The organism is Xanthomonas sp. F4, assembly GCF_011761895.1.
The window spans coordinates 1,247,376-1,263,024 of record NZ_JAASQX010000001.1; the positions used below are offsets into that span (position 1 = coordinate 1,247,376).

Below are 15,649 nucleotides of genomic sequence, written 5' to 3' on the forward strand. Positions count from 1 at the left end.
GCACGTCCACTTCCTCGTTCTTCCTTGCCACAGGCACGCGCAACCGCGGCGCGGCATGCTCGGGGATTGATGACACGCCCTAGCCCAGGCGGGTGCCGAAGATGCGGTCGCCGGCGTCGCCCAGGCCCGGCAGGATGTAGCCCTTCTCGTTGAGATGGTCGTCGATGGCGGCGGTGTACACCTCCACGTCCGGATGCGCCGCTTCCAGCGCCTGCAGGCCTTCCGGCGCGGCGACCAGGAAGATGCCCTTGATCCGCCGCGCGCCGGCGCGCTTGAGCATGTCCACGGTGGCGATGAGGGTGCCGCCGGTGGCCAGCATCGGGTCCAGGATCAGCGCATCGCGCTCCTCCAGGCGGCCGGTGAGGCGTTCGAAGTAGGGCACCGGTTGCAGCGTTTCCTCGTCGCGCTGCAGGCCGACCACACTGACCCGCGCCGCGGGAATCAGCGCCAGCACGCCGGGCAGCATGCCCAGCCCGGCGCGCAGGATCGGCACCAGGGTGATCTTGGCGCCGGCGATGCGCTGCACCTGGGTCGGGCCGGCCCAGCCGGCCATGGTGTGGGTCTCGGTCTCCAGATTGGCGGTGGCCTCGTAGCCGAGCAGGGTGCCCAGTTCGGTGACCAGCTCGCGGAAGCCCTTGGTGCTCAGCGCCGCGTCGCGCAACAGGCCGATCTTGTGCTGTACCAGCGGGTGGCGGACTTCGACGATCTTCATGGGCGCGCTCGCAAGGGGGAGGCGCACAGTGTGCCGCAGCCGGCTCCGACGCCGCCAGGTGTCGGCGCCGTGCTGCTGGCGGCCGCGCTCAGTCGGGCGTCATCCCGATCGTGTGCAGCCAGGTGTCCACCAGCGCCGGCCAGCGGGTGATCGCGAACTTGGTCGGGCGCAGTCCGAACGCGTGTCCGCCGTCGGGATACAGATGCATTTCCACCGGCACCCCGGCGTCCTTCAGGGCGATGTAGTAGACCAGCGCCTGGTTGATGCCATCGACGTGATCGTCCTGCGCCTGCAGCAGGAAGGTCGGCGGGGTGTGCTTGCTGACCGGCACGTCCGGATTGAGTTCGAACTTGTCGTCGTCGATCCACAGGTGCCCCGGATACAGCGCCACGGCGAAATCCGGCCGGCAGCTCTGGGCATCCGCGGCGTCGACGGCGGGATACAGCCGTCGCTCGAAATGCGTGCTGATCGCCGCCACCAGGTGGCCGCCCGCCGAGAAGCCCAGCACACCGATCTTGTGCGGATCGATCTGCCACTGCGCGGCGTGTTGCCGCACCAGGCCGACGGTGCGCTGGGCGTCCTGCAGCGCCATCGGCGATTTCGGATAGGGGCCCGATTGCGGCTGCTGCCGATCGCCCGGCACGCGGTACTTCAACAGCACGCAGGTGATGCCGCGCGCGGTGAGCCAGTCGCACACCTCGGTCCCTTCGAGGTCCATCGCCAGCACCCAGTAGCCGCCACCGGGGAACACCACCACCGCCGCACCGGTGTTGTGCCCCCTGGGGGGATACACGGTCATCGTCTGCTGGGAGACCCGCTCCACGGACAACCAGGGGCGGCCGCCGACCGCGGGCCGCGTGGTCGTCGTCTCGGGACCGGACAGCGCCACTGCATCGGGTGGCTCGCCTGGCCAGATCGGTACCTGGGTGTGCCCCGGCGTCGGTTGCCAGGTGGCAGCCGACGCGTGCGGTGCCACGACAGCGGCCAGTGCGGCGAAGACCAGGGCGAGCGGGCGCATGCGCATTCCTTGTGAGCGACGGCTTGCGCCGGGGCGCTCAGCATAGTTGCAGCGGTGCGTCTTCGTGCCGCCATCGGCAGTGGCGTCGGAGGTCGGGGCGCGGCCGATCAGCCGACCAGGTCCGGCCATTGCGAACGGGAGCACCGCGGCAGGTGTCGCGATCATCCGGCAAGGGACGGCTAACGACGGACAGTAAAAAAGCGCGCGACCTCAGCCGCGGTCGTCGCGGGTCCACAGGCCGCCGTGTTCGGCCTTCACCGGAAACTTCGGTACCGGACCGTAGGCCGGCGCGCACAGGGCGCGGCCATCGCGCACGTCGAAGCGGGCGCCATGCAGCACGCACTCGATGCTGCCGGCGGCGGGGTCGAAGGTGCCCGGCGACAGTTCGTAGTCCTCATGGCTGCAGCGGTCTTCCAGCGCATAGAACTGGCCATCGAAGTTGAACACCACGATCGGCGTGTCGGTCACTTCGTCCCACACCGTCTTCATTTCGCCCGGCAGCAGTTCGCCATCGGCGCAGACGAAGGTCCAGGTCTCGCTCATGCGGCACCGCCCAGCGGTTTTTCCAGGACCTCGAAGCGCAGGTCGTCGCGGCGGGGCTGGCCGAAGCGCGCATCGCCGTAGGGAAACGGCTTCTTGATCCCGGTGCGGCGGTAGCCGCGGCGCTCGTAGAAGGCGATGAGTTCCTCGCGCAGGTCGATCACCGTCATCCGCATCAGCGGCAACCGCCATTCCTGCCAGGCGATGCGCTCGGCCTCGGCCAACACGGTCTTGCCCAGGCCGCTGCCCTGCGCCTGCGGCTGCACCGAGAACATGCCGAAATAGCCGGCGCCGTCGTCGTCGGCGACGTGCGCACAGGCGATCAGCTCGCCGTCGCGCTCGGCCAGCAGCACCAGGCTGCGCGGGCGCAGGATGTCGGCGCGCAGCACCTCGCGATCGATGCGGTTGCCGTCGAGCAGGTCGGCTTCGGTGGTCCAGCCGACGCGGCTGCTGTCGCCCCGATAGGCCGAGGTGACCAGGGCGGCGATGGCGTCGAGATCGTCGACGGTGGCTGTGCGGAAGGTGAGGGTGTGCATGGGGCGATTATGCCGGAGGCGGGGATTCGGGAGTGGGGAGTGGGGATTCGTCAAAGCGGCGCTTTTACCAATCCCCAATCCCGAATGCCCAATCCCGGCGCTTCAGCCCAACAGCTTGCGCACTTTCAGTAGCGCCGCCACGAACCGCTCGATTTCCTCGTGCGTGTTGTAGAACGCCAGCGAGGCGCGGCAGGTGGCGGCGACGCCGTAGAACTGCAGCAGCGGATGTGCGCAGTGCTGGCCGGAACGCACCGCCATGCCTTCCAGGTCGAGCAGGGTGGCCAGGTCGTGGGCGTGGGCGCCCTCGATCAGGAACGAGACCACCGCGGCCTTGCCCGGCGCGGTGCCGAACAGGCGCAGGCCATCGATCCGCTGCAACTCCTCGGTGAGATGCGTGAGCAATTCGGTCTCGCGCGCTTCCACGTGCTGCAGCCCGAGTGTCTGCAGATAGTCCACCGCCGCGCCGAGGCCGACGAAGCCGGCGATGTTGGGGGTGCCGGCCTCGAACTTGTGCGGCGGGTCGTTGAACACGGTGCCGTCGAAGCTGACTTCCTTGATCATCTCGCCGCCGGCCAGGAACGGCGGCATCGCCTGCAGATGCTCGCGCCGCGCCCACAGCGCGCCGGTGCCGGTCGGGCCACACATCTTGTGGCCGGTGATGGCGTAGAAGTCGCAGCCGATCGCGGCCACGTCCAGTGGCCGATGCGGCGCGGCCTGTGAGCCGTCGATGACGCTGACGATGTCGCGCTTGCGCGCTTCGCGGCAGATCTCGCGCACCGGGTTGACCGTGCCCAGCACGTTGGAGACATGCGCAAGGGCCAGCAGCTTGACGTCGGGGGTCATCGCCGCGCGCAGCGCGTCCAGGTCGAGCGCACCATCGGCGGTGATCTCGGCGACCTTGACCTTGGCACCGGTACGCTCCGCGACGAGTTGCCAGGGCACGATGTTGGCGTGGTGCTCCATGCGCGACACCAGGATGGTGTCGCCGGCACGCAGTCGCGGCAGCGCCCACGAGTACGCCACCAGGTTCAGCGCGAAAGTGGCGCCGCTGCACAGCACCAGTTCGTCGGCGCGCACGTTGAGGAAGCGGGCGAGCCGGGTTCGCGCACCTTCGTAGGCCTCGGTGGCCTCGCTGCCGAGCGCGTGCACCGCGCGGCTGACGTTGGCGTTGTGGCGGCGGTAGAAGGCGTCGGTCGCTGCGATCACCTGCAGCGGCTTCTGCCCGGTGTTGGCGTTGTCGAAGTACACCAGCGGCTTGCCGTGCACTTCCCGCATCAGCAGCGGAAAGTCGCGGCGGACCGCGTCCCAGTCCGGCGCCTGCGGCGTGGCGGTGTGCGCGGCGGGCCCGTTCATGCCACGCCTGCGGCGCTGAGCGCCCGCTCCAGCCGCGCCAACAGGAACTCGCCCAGCGCCGGGTCCAGCACGCGCAGCGGCTCGCGGCAGAACGCGGCGGTCAGCAGTTGCTGTGCGCGTTCCTGCGGCAGCCCGCGCGAGCGCAGGTAGAACAGCGCATTGGTATCGAGCTGGCCGACGGTGGCGCCGTGCGCGGCCTTGACCTCGTCGGCATCGATCACCAGCACCGGCTGGGTATCGATCTCGGCATCGGCGGAGAGCAGCAGGTTCTTGTTCGACAGCGCCGCGTCGGTGCCATCGGCGCCGTGGCGGATCTGGATGCCGCCATGGAACGCCACGCGGCTGCGCCCGGTGGCGACACCGCGCCACAGCAGTTCGCAGGCGGTGTCACGGGCGATGTGCTCGATGCCCAGGCGGGTATCGAGCTGGCGCCGGCCGTTGCCGAGCAGCACGCCGTTGGCGACCAGCCGGGCGTTGTCGCCCTCCAGGCGCACGTTGAGTTCGTGCCGGGCCAGCGCGCCGCCCAGTTCCAGGTCCACGCGCCGGTACTGCGCATCGCGCGCCAGCACCGCATCGGTGCGCAGCAGCGCGGTGACGCCGGCCGCCTCGTCCTGTACGCGCGCGTGGCTCAGCTGCGCGCCGGCGGCCAGGTGCACGTGCGCCAGACTGTTGCTCAGGTGCGCGGCATCGCCGGCGTGCAGATGATGCTCGACCAGCGCCAGTGCGGCGTCCTGGCGCAGTTCGATCAGGTGCCGATGGTGCCAGGCCAGGTCGGCCTCGGCGGCGGTGGAGACGAACACCAAGTGCAGCGGTTGTTCCACGCGCACGCCGGCGTCCACCCGCAGCACGCAGCCTTCGTCGGCGAGGGCAGCGTTGAGCTGCGCGAACACCTCGTCGCTACGTTCGAAGCGGCGGCCGAGGAAGCGCATCGCATCGTCGCCGCTGCGCAGGATCGTCGACAGGCGCTGCAATTCCACCCCGGCCGGCAGGCCGGTCAGGTCCGACAGCGCGTCGCTGGCGCGACCGTTGACGAACACCAGGCGCGGCGCCGGGATGCCGTCGAGCAGCGCGGCGTCCACCGCCGGTGCGGTCTGCGGCGCGGGGGCGAAGCTGCGCCGTTCCAGCGCGCGCAGCGAGGTGTACTTCCAGGCTTCGCTACGCGTGCCGGGCAGGCCGTCGCGCAGCGCTTGCTCCAATGGCACGCGGCGCGCGCCATCGCCGTGGAATGCGGCGGCCAGCGAGTCGAGCAGGGCGCTCATTGCACTGCCGCCTCGGGCGCCACGCGCTCGTTCAACCAGGCATAGCCGTGCGCTTCCAGCTCCAGCGCCAGTTCCGGGCCGCCGGTCTGCACGATGCGGCCGTCGGCCAGCACATGCACCACGTCCGGCTTGATGTAGTCGAGCAGGCGCTGGTAGTGGGTGATCACCACGAACGCGCGCTCGGGCGAACGCAGCGCGTTGACGCCTTCGGCCACGGTCTTGAGCGCATCGATGTCCAGGCCGCTGTCGGTCTCGTCGAGGATCGCCAGCTTCGGCTCCAGCACCGCCAGCTGGAAGATCTCGTTGCGCTTCTTCTCGCCGCCGGAGAAGCCCTCGTTGACGCCGCGATGCAGCAGTTCGTCCTTCAGGTGCAGCACCGCCAGCTTCTGCCGGACCAGCTTGAGGAATTGCATCGAATCCAGCTCGGCCTCGCCGCGCGCCTTGCGCTGCGCATTGAGCGCGGCGCGCAGGAAGTAGGTGTTGTTCACGCCGGGGATTTCCACCGGGTACTGGAAGGCCAGGAACAGGCCGGCGGCGGCGCGCTCCTCCGGTTCCAGTTCGAGCAGGTCGGCGCCGTCGAAGCGCACGCTGCCGTCGGTCACGGCGTAGCCGTCGCGGCCGGCCAGCACATTGCCCAGGGTGGACTTGCCGGCACCGTTGGGGCCCATGATGGCGTGCACTTCGCCGGGCTTCACCTGCAGCGACAGGCCCTTGAGGATGTCCTTGCCGGCGACGGAGGCGTGGAGGTTTTCTATGGTGAGCATGGGGTAGTCCATCAGAATTCTTGATTAGCCCATCTCCCACCGGGAGAGGGGTTGGGGTGAGGGTGCGGTGCGAAGCGCCTGGTGGAATCAGGTGCACGAGGCTGCGCCCGTACCCTCATCCGGCGCTTTGCGCCACCTTCCCCCGAAAAGGGGGCCGAGGTCCCGAGGGGAGAAGGGAAGGGCGCTAGCCCACTGAGCCTTCCAGCGACACTTCCAGCAGCTTCTTGGCTTCCACCGCGAACTCCATCGGCAGTTCGCGGAACACCTGCTTGCAGAAGCCGTCGACGATCATCGACACCGCGTTCTCCTGATCGATGCCGCGCGCGCGGCAATAGAACAGCTGGTCGTCGCTGATCTTGGAGGTGGTGGCCTCGTGCTCGACGGTCGCGGTCGGGTGCTTGACCTCGATGTACGGGAAGGTGTGCGCGCCGCACTGCTTGCCGATCAGCAGCGAGTCGCACTGGGTGTAGTTGCGCGCGCCTTCGGCGCTGCGCTCCACCTTGACCAGGCCGCGATAGGTGTTCTGCCCGCGGCCGGCGCTGATGCCCTTGCTGACGATCTTGCTCTTGGTGCGCTTGCCGACGTGGATCATCTTGGTGCCGGTGTCGGCCTGCTGGCGGTGATGGGTCAGCGCCACCGAGTGGAACTCGCCCACCGAGTCGTCGCCCAGCAGCACGCACGAGGGGTACTTCCAAGTGATCGCCGAGCCGGTCTCGACCTGGGTCCAGGTGATCTTGCTGCGCGCGCCGCGGCACTCGCCGCGCTTGGTCACGAAGTTGTAGATGCCGCCGCGGCCTTCCTCGTCGCCCGGGTACCAGTTCTGCACGGTGGAGTACTTGATCTCCGCGTCTTCCAGCGCCACCAGTTCGACCACCGCCGCGTGCAGCTGGTTCTCGTCGCGCATCGGCGCGGTGCAGCCTTCCAGATAGGACACGTAGGCCTTGTCCTCGCACACGATCAGGGTGCGCTCGAACTGGCCGGTGTGGCCGGCGTTGATGCGGAAATAGGTGCTCAGTTCCATCGGGCAGCGCACGCCCTTGGGGATGAACACGAAGCTGCCGTCGGAGAACACCGCCGAGTTGAGCGCAGCGAAGAAGTTGTCGCCTACCGGCACCACGCTGCCCAGATACTGCTTGACCAGCTCCGGATGTTCCTTGATCGCCTCGGACATCGAGCAGAAAATCACGCCCTTCTCGGCCAGTTCCTTGCGGAAGGTGGTGCCGACCGAAACCGAGTCGAACACCGCGTCCACCGCCACGCCGGCCAGCTTGGCGCGCTCGTGCAGCGGCACGCCGAGCTTGTCGTAGGTGTCCAGCAGCTCCTTCGGCACCTCGTCCAGCGAGGCGTACTTCGGGCCCTTGGGCGCGGAGTAGTAGCTCAGCGCCTGGAAGTCGATCGGCGCGATGTCCAGCTTGGCCCAGTGCGGCATCGGCATCTTCAGCCAGTGCCGGTAGGCGGCCAGGCGCCATTCGGTCATCCATTCCGGCTCGTCCTTCTTCACGGACAGGGCGCGCACGACGTCCTCGTTCAGGCCGGGCAGGAACGAATCGGATTCGATGTCGGTGACGAAGCCGGCGTCGTAGCGACGTCCCAGCCGTTCCAGGATTTCAGCGTTTTCGGTGGCCATGGGGCTGCCTACAGGTCAGGTGGTCGCGAACCGCACGGCGATGGGACGCCGTTTCGGATCGCCGGAGGGGGGGAGGGGGTGGAGCATCTGCGCCAGGGTCACGCCGCGCAGCGCATCGGCGACCACGTCGTTGATCAGTCGCCAGTTGGAGCGCACGCCACAGGTCTGGGCGATGCTGCACTGGCTGCCGTGGTGGCTGCATTCGGTGATCGCCAGCGGGCCTTCCATCGCCTCGACGATCTGGATCAGGGTGATGGCATCGGCCGGCCGCGCCAGCCGGTAGCCGCCACGCACGCCGCGCAGGCCTTCGACCAGGCCGGCCTGGGCCAGCGGCTTGAGCAGCTTGCTGACCGTCGGCGGCTCCAGCCCGGCCTGTTCGGCCAGTTCGGTGGCGCTCAGCACTTCGTTCGGACGCGCGGCGAGCACGGTCAGCACGACGGTGGCGTAATCGGTGAGCTTGGTGACGCGGAGCATGGCGACACAGTGGTTTTTCAATGCGGACCGAAATTGTACTCTTTTGCGCCGCGGGGTCCAACCGCGCCATTCATCTTTTATTTCGATCGCCGCGATCGGGGATTGCGCCGGCCGCGGTCGCTGCGCCGGACGGCGCGGGCTTGGGATCGCGGGCGATGTGCGCCAGAATCTAGGCTTTCCTGTCCGGATCGCCGCATGCCCCGCAAGATCGCCGCCCGCAAGTCCCGCATCCATGGCAACGGCGTGTTCGCCGTGCTGCCGCTCAAGAAAGGCGAGCGGGTCATCGAGTACAAGGGCCGCCGCCGCACCCACGCCGAGGTCGACCGCGACGAGGCCGGCGATGTCGAGACCGGGCACACCTTCCTGTTCACCCTCAGCGACGACTACGTGATCGACGCCAACTACGAGGGCAACGACGCGCGCTGGATCAACCACAGCTGCGCGCCGAACTGCGAAGCGGTGATCGTCGAGGCCGAGGGCGAGGACCGTCGCAAGGACAAGGTGGTGATCGAGGCGCTGCGCGACATCAAGCCCGGCGAGGAGCTTACCTACAACTACGGCATCACCCTGGGCGAGCGGCACACGCCGCGGTTGAAGAAGATCTGGGAATGCCGTTGCGGCGCCAAGAACTGCACCGGCACCATGCTGCAGCCCAAACGCTAGGGCGTGTCATCCATCCCCGAGCATGCCGCGCCGCGGTTGCGCGCGCCTGTGGCCGCGTCATCGCTCGGGCGTGGACGGACGTCCACTTCCTCACTCTTCCTTGCCACAGGCGCGCGCAATCGCGGCCCTTCGGGTTGGGCCTGGCAGGCGCGCTGCCGGCGCCGCGCGGCTTGACCTGACGGCCAGTCAGGCGCTGCGCCACGCAACGCCGGCCGCGCGCCTGCCAGACCCAACGCGGCATACTCGGGAATGGGTGACACGCCCTAGCGTGCAGGCCGTGCACGCCGCGCCGACACGCGGTTCACGGCCCTGCCACCGACGCGTTTCTACGGTGGGACTCCCCCTACTCGAGGAGTGACCCCATGAGCGCAATGCCTTCCCTTGCCGGCAAGCAGGTGGCTGTCCTGGCCACCGACGGTTTCGAACAGTCGGAACTGCAGGAACCCAAGCGCCTGCTCGAATCCTGGGGCGCGCAGGTGCACGTGATCGCACCGGGCGACGCCGGCAGCATCCGCGGCTGGAACAAAAAGGACTGGGGCGACAGCGTGCCAGTGGACAAGCGTCTGCAGCAGGCCCAGGCCGGCGACTACGACGCGCTGGTGCTGCCGGGCGGGGTGATCAATCCGGACAGTCTGCGCACGGAGCCGACCGCGATCGCCTTCATCCAGTCCTTCGCCAGCGCCGGCAAGCCGGTGGCGGCGATCTGCCATGGTCCCTGGCTGCTGGCCGAAAGCGGGCTGGTGCGCGATCGCCAGGTGACTTCGTGGCCGTCGTTGAAGACCGACCTGTCCAATGCCGGAGGACGTTGGGAGGATCAGGAAGTGGTGGTGGACGGCAATCTGATCACCAGCCGCAAGCCGGACGATATCCCGGCGTTCGCGCAGGCGGTGGCCAAGGCGCTGGGCTGAGTCGGCTGCGATTCGCCTGCGCCGCCGCGACGTCGGCGCAGGCGAAAGACGACAGGGCAAAAGTAGAAACGGCGGCCTCGGCCGCCGTTTCTCTGTGCGCGTCGCCTAGTGACGGCGGATGCCGCACGCTGGCTGGCGCATGGGTTACTGCGCCGGGAGCATGCCCGCCGGCACCAGCTTGCCGATGTCCTGGTTGAAACGCACCACCAGGGTGCCGTTCTCCACGCCGGCCGACTGGATCTGCACGTCGCCCAGCATCGCGGTCAGACGCGGATCCAGCTTGTAGATCGGCTCCTTGCGCGCATAGTCCTCCAGCCAGGCATTGAGCAGCTCGCGGGTATTGGCGTCGAGCTTGCCGCCATTGGCGGCCGGGCGGAAATCGTCGATGGTCGGGGATTGCAGGTGGAAGCTCTGGCTCTGCTGGTCGTAGCGCAGGGCGCTGGTCAGCAGCACCTGGCCCAGTGGCGTCGCCGCACCGCCGCCGGTGGCCATGCTCAGGTCGAACTGCATCTTCAGGCGATCGCCCGGCGGCAGGCTCAGCTTCGGGTCGCGCACGGTCATCTTGATCAGCCCGCCCAGCGCCTTGTGCGTCTGCGGGAAGCTGCCGTCGAGGTAGTGCTGCACGTCGGCGGCGCCGACGCTGACCTGATGGCCCTGGATCGTCGGCTCGGCCTGGACCTGGGCGGCAGTGGCAAGCAGCAGCAACGCTGCGGTGCGCAGGGTGAGCTGGCGGAAGGTCATCGAGCGGGCCTTGGCAACGAAGAGGGTTTCACCATAACCGTGGGCGGTGAATGCGCGATTAGCGGAATCGCTGCATTCCCCGCCCCGATACTTACGCGGCAGGCGCAGGCGCCAGCCGGGCCAGCAGGGCGTCCAGCGCCGGCTGCAACGGCGCCAGCAGTGCGCGCGCCTCACTGTCGCTGCGCTCGCCCAGGCTGCGCAGCAATTGCGCGCCGACGATCAGTGCGGCCCGTTCGTCGCCGCGCAGTCCGGGTTGGCGCTGTGCTGCTTCGAGCAGGCGCATCCAGTCCTGCCGGCAGCGCGCCTCCAGTTCGATGGTGCAGCGGCCCTGGCAGGGCAGGCCGTCGTCCTGGATCGGGGTGACGGTGACGCGGTAGCGTTGGGAGGCGGTCATGGCAGTGGCGCACGCGGGGTGTGCGTCCAAGATAGGCGCGGCCGGCCGCCGCCACGAGCCTGCTGCCCGCGACGCTCTGTTCCAGTGCTTCCGTTCAGGGTGCGGCGCGCAGCAACGGCAATGGGTCGTAGGCGCCGCCCTCGGCATAGATGCCGTAATGCAGATGTGGCGGGGTGCCGCGCGCGTTGCCGCTGTCGCCGACCGCGCCGAGCAGGTCGCCGGGCTGTACCAGGTCGCCGACCTGCAGCCCCGGCACCCATGTTTCCAGGTGTGCGTAGTAATGCCGCTGCCGGGCCGGGCCCAGCACCCAGACCTGGCGGCCGCCGAGGCCGCGGTCGGCGATGGCGACGACGATGCCGCGTGTCGCCGACACCACCGGCGTGCCGCGCTTGGCGAAGATGTCCACGCCGGCATGCTGGCGGTCGCGCCCGCGTGGCGCACCGAAGGTGGCGGCGACGCGCCGCGGATCCACGCCTTCGACCGGCATGTGCAGCGCCGTCGGCGCCGGTGCCCGCGCCAACTCCCAGCCGACGCGCAGGCGCTGCGCCCACGGATGCTGCCAGGCCCAGGCCGCGGTCACCGCCAGCCCGGCCAGCAGCGCCAGGCGCAGCAGCCCGCGACGCAGGCGCTGCGCTGGCGACGGCGTGGGCGCGGCGGCCACTCGCTCAGTCCGCGTGCAGGGAGGCCGCCTGTTCCTGCAGGCGCTGCTTCAGGGCGTCGTCGATGCCGAGTTGCCGTGCCAGTTCGTCCAGGTAACTGCGCTCCATGAAGCCCTGTTCGTCGGCGGCCAGGAGGCTGGCCAGGTACATTTCCGCGGCCATCTCGGGACTGGTCGATGCGCGCGCCACCTCGGCCGGATCCAGCGGCTTTTCCAGTTCCGCATGCAGCCATTGCTGCACGTCGGCGTCGTTGCCGTGGAGGCGGGCGAACTCGCCTTCGATCAGGCTGCGTTCGTGCTCGTCCAGATGACCATCGGCCTTGGCCGCGCCGACCAGTGCGCGCAGCACCGCCTGGCTGTGCTGCTCCACTTCCAGCGGCGGCAGGCGGTCCAGCGTCTGCGGTTCGGGTGCGGCGGCACCGAGTTGCTGGCGGCGGTAGTCGCCATAGGCGCGATAGGCCATCAGCCCCAGCGCGGCCAGGCCGCCGTAGGTTGCCAGCTTGCGCGTGGTGCGGTGCTTGCCGAGCAACAGGCCCAGCGCGCCGCCGCTGAGGGCTCCCTTGCCGAAGTCGGCGTTGAGCAGGCCGCCCAGGCCGCCGGCGGTCTGCGCCGGTGCGGCGGGAGCGGACGTGCCGGTCTTGCCCATGGCCTGGCCGGCGGCGCCCTGCGCCGATTGCAGCAGTTGGTCGAGAAAGCCCTGTAGTTTCATGCAGGTGATCCTGTCGAAGGGAATCACCGGTATAGCGGCCGCCGCCTTAGCGGGCCGTCAACCCGGTTGCGCAGGCGGCCCCAAAAAAAACGAGACGGCCGGGGCCGTCTCGTCGGTGTGCTTGCCTGGATCAGGCGACGCTGCTCAGAGCGCGGCGTCCTTGAGCTTCTTCAGCGGGCGCACCTTGAGCTTGGTGGTGGCCGGCTTGGCAGCGAACCACTGCTCTTCCTTGGTGAACGGGTTGATGCCCTTGCGCTTCGGCTTGGCCGGCACGCTGACGGCGGTGATCTTCAGCAGGCCCGGCAGAGTGAACGAGCCAGCGCCCTTCTTGCTGACCGAACCGGCCACGGCGTGCTCCAGCGAGGCCATCACGGCGCGCACGTCCTTGGCGATCACGCCGCTGGTCTCGGCGATGTGCGCCACGAGCGCGGACTTGCTCAGCACGTCCTTGATCGGCTTGGGAGCGGCCGGCTTGGCGGCAGCCTTGGTCGCTACCTTCTTCACTGCCTTCTTCGGGGCAGCCTTTTTTGCGGTCTTTGCCATGATGTCCTGATTCCGTATTTGGTGGTTTGGGTCGCGCCGACCCCGTCGGCATGGCGAAATGTAGGGCATGTGCTACGCCGCGCCAATAGGCCGGAAGCAAAAAAGCGCGAATATCCGCCGCAACCACGGCCTTTTTTGCTGGCGGCCGGCGCCGGCGCCGGCAAATCCGCGGGATGCCGCAGGTCTTTTGCCGCTGCGCGCGCGGCGAACGCGCCGGCCACACAGCAGCACACGTGCGTAACGCCGCCTGTCCTAAGGTCCGCGCTCCACTCACCGACAGGAGCCTCGCATGGGCATTTCGCGTCACGCCACCGCGCATTGGGAAGGCGATCTCAAGACCGGCCAGGGCCGGTTGAACACGCCGCAGAGCGGCCTGCTGGAAAACACCCGCTATGCGTTCAACAGCCGTTTCGGCGACGAGAAGGGCACCAACCCCGAGGAATTGATCGCCGCCGCGCATGCAGGCTGCTTCACCATGGCGCTGTCGGCCAAGCTGACCGAAGCCGGCTTCCCGCCGACGGCGCTGGACACCCGCGCTGATGTCGACCTGTCGATGGAAGGCGGTCCGCAGTTGTCGCAGATCCGCCTGAAGGTCAAGGCCGTGGTGCCGAACATCGAGGCCGCGCGCTTCCGCGAACTGGCCGACGACGCCAAGCAGAACTGCCCGGTGTCCAAGGCGTTGAGCGCGGTGCCGATCAGCCTGGAAGCCGAACTGGGCTGAACCTTGCGCGGCCCGGTGGCATGCCGGGCCGCGCGTGGGTGCAGCGCACCCGCGGCGCCGCCGCAGCGCAGTCCAGCGTGGGTCTCGCACCGGCCCGCATGGTTTGATTGCCCGATAGCTGTCGCGCCACTAAATGTGCGCGCCACAGCCGTCCCTATTCAGTCTGGTTTCACCGCCTCGGATCGAGCATGCAATCGCGCGATCCACGCGCTTGGAACCATCGCCATGAACAAGCTCTCGACCCGTCTGTTGACCGCTGCGCTCGCTGTCGGCGTCATCGGCTCCGCCGCCGCGCAGGACTACGGTTACACCCGTTACGACGACTACCGCGACCGCGGCTACGCGTCCGGCACCTACGAATATGCGCGCGTGGTACGCGCCGATCCGATCATGGTGCAGGTCAACGGCCCGCGCGAGACCACCGAGCGCTGTTACGACCGTCCGGCTTCGGGCAGCTACGCCAGCGACTACGGCTACCGCGGCACCGACGGCGGCCGCACTGCCTCGTCGGTGGTCGGCGGCATCGCAGGCGCCGTGCTGGGCAGCCGCGTGGGCGGCGGCAGCGGTCGCTTCGTCGGCACCGCGGTCGGCACCATGCTTGGCAGCCTGGCCGGTCGCTCGATCTACGACACCAACACCCGCGCCTATGGCGGCGGCTACGGTGGCGGCGTGGTCCGCGAATGCGACCCGGTGTCGTATCGGACCGAACGCTACGACCGCGTCGACGGCTACGACGTGACCTACGAGTACGGCGGTCGCTACTACCACACCCGCACCGCCTCGCCTCCGGGCGACCGCATCCGCGTCCGCGTCGACGTATTGCCCGACTGACCTGCAGGGCGCCTCCTTCGAGGCGCCCTTTCTTTTTGCACGTTCGTTCGCGCCCGCGGCGCAGAACAGCAGACGCAGGCGATCAGGGCCAGTCGATGCGGCCTTCGATCACCGTCTGCACCTGGCCGCCCGACCACACCTCGCCAGCCTCGTCCACGCGCAGGGTCAGCAGCGCATCGTGGCCGACTTCGCGGCCCTGGCTGGCGACGTAGCGGCCGCCGTGGCCGGGCAGGGCCTTGCTGTGATCCAGCCATGCCGCCAGCACCGCGTTGGCCGCGCCGGAGGCGGCGTCCTCGAAGCGCCGGCCATTGCCGACGAACGCGCGCACGGCCAGCGCGTAAGCCGGTTCGCTGGCCCGCGCGTAGGCGAACACGCCCATGCTGGCGGTGCTTTCGGCCAGGGCGGCGATCGCGTCCCAGTCCGGTGCCAGCGCACGCAGCGTGGCTTCGTCGGCCACTTCGACCAGCCACCAGCAGCGGCCGCCGTCCATGCGGACCGGCGGCAGCGCGCCGAGCGTCCAGCCGCGCAGCGCCGACTGCAGGCGCGGATCCGCGGCATCGGCGATCTCGGCCACTTGCGCGCGCGGCGTGCGGATGGCAATGCTGCGCACTCCGGCATCCACATCGACCCGCAACGGCAGCAGGCCGGCGATGCCGTCCTGGGTCAGCACGCCATCGCGCGGCGTGGCGATGCCCGCTTCCAGCGCGACATGCGCGGTGCCGACGCTGGGGTGGCCGGCGAACGGCACCTCCTTCTGCGGGCTGAACATGCGCAGGCCGTAGCTCGCGTCCGACCGCGTCGGCGCGAACACGAAGGTGGTTTCCGGCAGGCGCGTCCAGCGCGCGATGGCCTGCATCGTGGCGGCGTCCAAGCCATCGGCATCGAGCACCACGGCCAACGGATTGCCGTTGCCGGCGTGGGCGGAGAAGACATCGACCTGGAAGAAACGGCGTGCGGCCATGGCGGGAAACTCCGGACTGCGGTGGGGGAGGCCGGAGCTTACCAAGCGATCTTGTCAGCGATCACCGCGTGCGCCAGTCCGCCGATCCACACCTCCTCACCGTCGACCAGCAGCTCGACGTGGCCGTCGCGCCCGAGTTCGCGTCCCTGGCTGGCGACGTAGCGCCGAGCGGATTGCCCAGTCCCGGGCTGGCGGAAAAGACGTCCAGTTGCAGGTGGCAACACTCGCTCATCGGCG

The 15,649-nt window shown here is 69.0% G+C and carries 19 protein-coding genes and 1 pseudogene; 4 read left to right on the forward strand and 16 right to left on the reverse strand.

The window, feature by feature from the left end; genetic code table 11:
* Window positions 1–79: 79 nt before the first annotated feature.
* The 9 genes from upp to FHR66_RS05550 form a co-directional block, all read right to left on the reverse strand.
* On the reverse strand, window positions 80–712 hold the full coding sequence (gene upp, locus FHR66_RS05510; protein ID WP_160970012.1) for a uracil phosphoribosyltransferase: 633 nt from the start codon (window positions 710–712) through the stop codon (window positions 80–82).
* Between the two features lie 88 nt (window positions 713–800).
* Window positions 801–1,730 carry an alpha/beta hydrolase gene (locus FHR66_RS05515; protein WP_167087566.1) on the reverse strand — a complete coding sequence of 310 codons (930 nt, stop codon included), beginning with the start codon at window positions 1,728–1,730 and terminating at the stop codon, window positions 801–803.
* Window positions 1,731–1,940: 210 nt separating this feature from the next.
* On the reverse strand, window positions 1,941–2,273 hold the full coding sequence (locus FHR66_RS05520) for a non-heme iron oxygenase ferredoxin subunit (protein ID WP_167087568.1): 333 nt from the start codon (window positions 2,271–2,273) through the stop codon (window positions 1,941–1,943).
* Window positions 2,270–2,806 (reverse strand): GNAT family N-acetyltransferase, encoded by a 537-nt coding sequence (locus tag FHR66_RS05525; RefSeq protein WP_160970018.1) that lies wholly within the window; start codon window positions 2,804–2,806, stop codon window positions 2,270–2,272. Before FHR66_RS05525 ends, FHR66_RS05520 begins: the two co-directional genes overlap by 4 nt.
* A 102-nt stretch (window positions 2,807–2,908) precedes the next feature.
* Window positions 2,909–4,159 carry a cysteine desulfurase gene (locus FHR66_RS05530; RefSeq protein WP_160970020.1) on the reverse strand — a complete coding sequence of 417 codons (1,251 nt, stop codon included), beginning with the start codon at window positions 4,157–4,159 and terminating at the stop codon, window positions 2,909–2,911.
* Complete coding sequence (sufD, locus tag FHR66_RS05535; RefSeq protein WP_160970022.1) at window positions 4,156–5,418, reverse strand: Fe-S cluster assembly protein SufD; 1,263 nt, start codon at window positions 5,416–5,418, stop codon at window positions 4,156–4,158. Before sufD ends, FHR66_RS05530 begins: the two co-directional genes overlap by 4 nt.
* Window positions 5,415–6,182, reverse strand: a complete 768-nt coding sequence (sufC, locus tag FHR66_RS05540) for a Fe-S cluster assembly ATPase SufC (RefSeq protein WP_160970024.1) — start codon at window positions 6,180–6,182, stop codon at window positions 5,415–5,417. Before sufC ends, sufD begins: the two co-directional genes overlap by 4 nt.
* 184 nt (window positions 6,183–6,366) lie before the next feature.
* A complete protein-coding gene (sufB, locus tag FHR66_RS05545; RefSeq protein WP_160970026.1) occupies window positions 6,367–7,809 on the reverse strand; it encodes a Fe-S cluster assembly protein SufB in 1,443 nt (480 codons plus the stop codon).
* A 15-nt stretch (window positions 7,810–7,824) separates the two neighbouring features.
* Window positions 7,825–8,283, reverse strand: a complete 459-nt coding sequence (locus tag FHR66_RS05550) for an SUF system Fe-S cluster assembly regulator (RefSeq protein WP_017913833.1) — start codon at window positions 8,281–8,283, stop codon at window positions 7,825–7,827.
* A gap of 195 nt (window positions 8,284–8,478) precedes the next feature.
* Between FHR66_RS05550 and FHR66_RS05555 the strand changes: the two genes are divergently transcribed.
* Both FHR66_RS05555 and FHR66_RS05560 read left to right on the forward strand, forming a co-directional pair.
* Window positions 8,479–8,946 carry an SET domain-containing protein gene (locus FHR66_RS05555; RefSeq protein ID WP_160970028.1) on the forward strand — a complete coding sequence of 156 codons (468 nt, stop codon included), beginning with the start codon at window positions 8,479–8,481 and terminating at the stop codon, window positions 8,944–8,946.
* Window positions 8,947–9,308: 362 nt separating this feature from the next.
* Window positions 9,309–9,854: a type 1 glutamine amidotransferase domain-containing protein gene (locus FHR66_RS05560; protein WP_160970030.1), complete on the forward strand. Its 546-nt coding sequence runs from the start codon at window positions 9,309–9,311 to the stop codon at window positions 9,852–9,854.
* A gap of 144 nt (window positions 9,855–9,998) precedes the next feature.
* On the opposite strand, the gene FHR66_RS05565 is transcribed toward FHR66_RS05560, so the two are convergent.
* The 5 genes from FHR66_RS05565 to FHR66_RS05585 form a co-directional block, all read right to left on the reverse strand.
* Entirely contained in the window at window positions 9,999–10,595 is a 597-nt protein-coding gene (locus FHR66_RS05565; protein ID WP_160970032.1) for a DUF1439 domain-containing protein, read from the reverse strand.
* A 91-nt stretch (window positions 10,596–10,686) separates the two neighbouring features.
* On the reverse strand, window positions 10,687–10,989 hold the full coding sequence (locus FHR66_RS05570; protein WP_160970034.1) for a DUF3861 family protein: 303 nt from the start codon (window positions 10,987–10,989) through the stop codon (window positions 10,687–10,689).
* Window positions 10,990–11,083: 94 nt separating this feature from the next.
* Window positions 11,084–11,650: a peptidoglycan DD-metalloendopeptidase family protein gene (locus FHR66_RS05575; protein WP_160970036.1), complete on the reverse strand. Its 567-nt coding sequence runs from the start codon at window positions 11,648–11,650 to the stop codon at window positions 11,084–11,086.
* 4 nt (window positions 11,651–11,654) lie between these two features.
* Window positions 11,655–12,356: a tellurite resistance TerB family protein gene (locus FHR66_RS05580; protein ID WP_160970038.1), complete on the reverse strand. Its 702-nt coding sequence runs from the start codon at window positions 12,354–12,356 to the stop codon at window positions 11,655–11,657.
* 144 nt (window positions 12,357–12,500) lie between these two features.
* Window positions 12,501–12,899: an HU family DNA-binding protein gene (locus FHR66_RS05585; RefSeq protein WP_026143706.1), complete on the reverse strand. Its 399-nt coding sequence runs from the start codon at window positions 12,897–12,899 to the stop codon at window positions 12,501–12,503.
* A 289-nt stretch (window positions 12,900–13,188) separates the two neighbouring features.
* Between FHR66_RS05585 and FHR66_RS05590 the strand changes: the two genes are divergently transcribed.
* Both FHR66_RS05590 and FHR66_RS05595 read left to right on the forward strand, forming a co-directional pair.
* Window positions 13,189–13,620, forward strand: a complete 432-nt coding sequence (locus FHR66_RS05590; protein WP_160962704.1) for an OsmC family protein — start codon at window positions 13,189–13,191, stop codon at window positions 13,618–13,620.
* Window positions 13,621–13,845: 225 nt separating this feature from the next.
* Entirely contained in the window at window positions 13,846–14,451 is a 606-nt protein-coding gene (locus FHR66_RS05595) for a glycine zipper 2TM domain-containing protein (protein ID WP_160970040.1), read from the forward strand.
* 82 nt (window positions 14,452–14,533) lie between these two features.
* Here the strand turns inward: FHR66_RS05595 and FHR66_RS05600 are convergent, their stop codons facing one another.
* Window positions 14,534–15,412 carry a PhzF family phenazine biosynthesis protein gene (locus FHR66_RS05600; protein WP_160970042.1) on the reverse strand — a complete coding sequence of 293 codons (879 nt, stop codon included), beginning with the start codon at window positions 15,410–15,412 and terminating at the stop codon, window positions 14,534–14,536.
* A 38-nt stretch (window positions 15,413–15,450) separates the two neighbouring features.
* Window positions 15,451–15,606 (reverse strand): annotated as a pseudogene (locus tag FHR66_RS05605) (PhzF family phenazine biosynthesis protein); the annotation flags it as partial.
* Window positions 15,607–15,649: the final 43 nt, after the last annotated feature.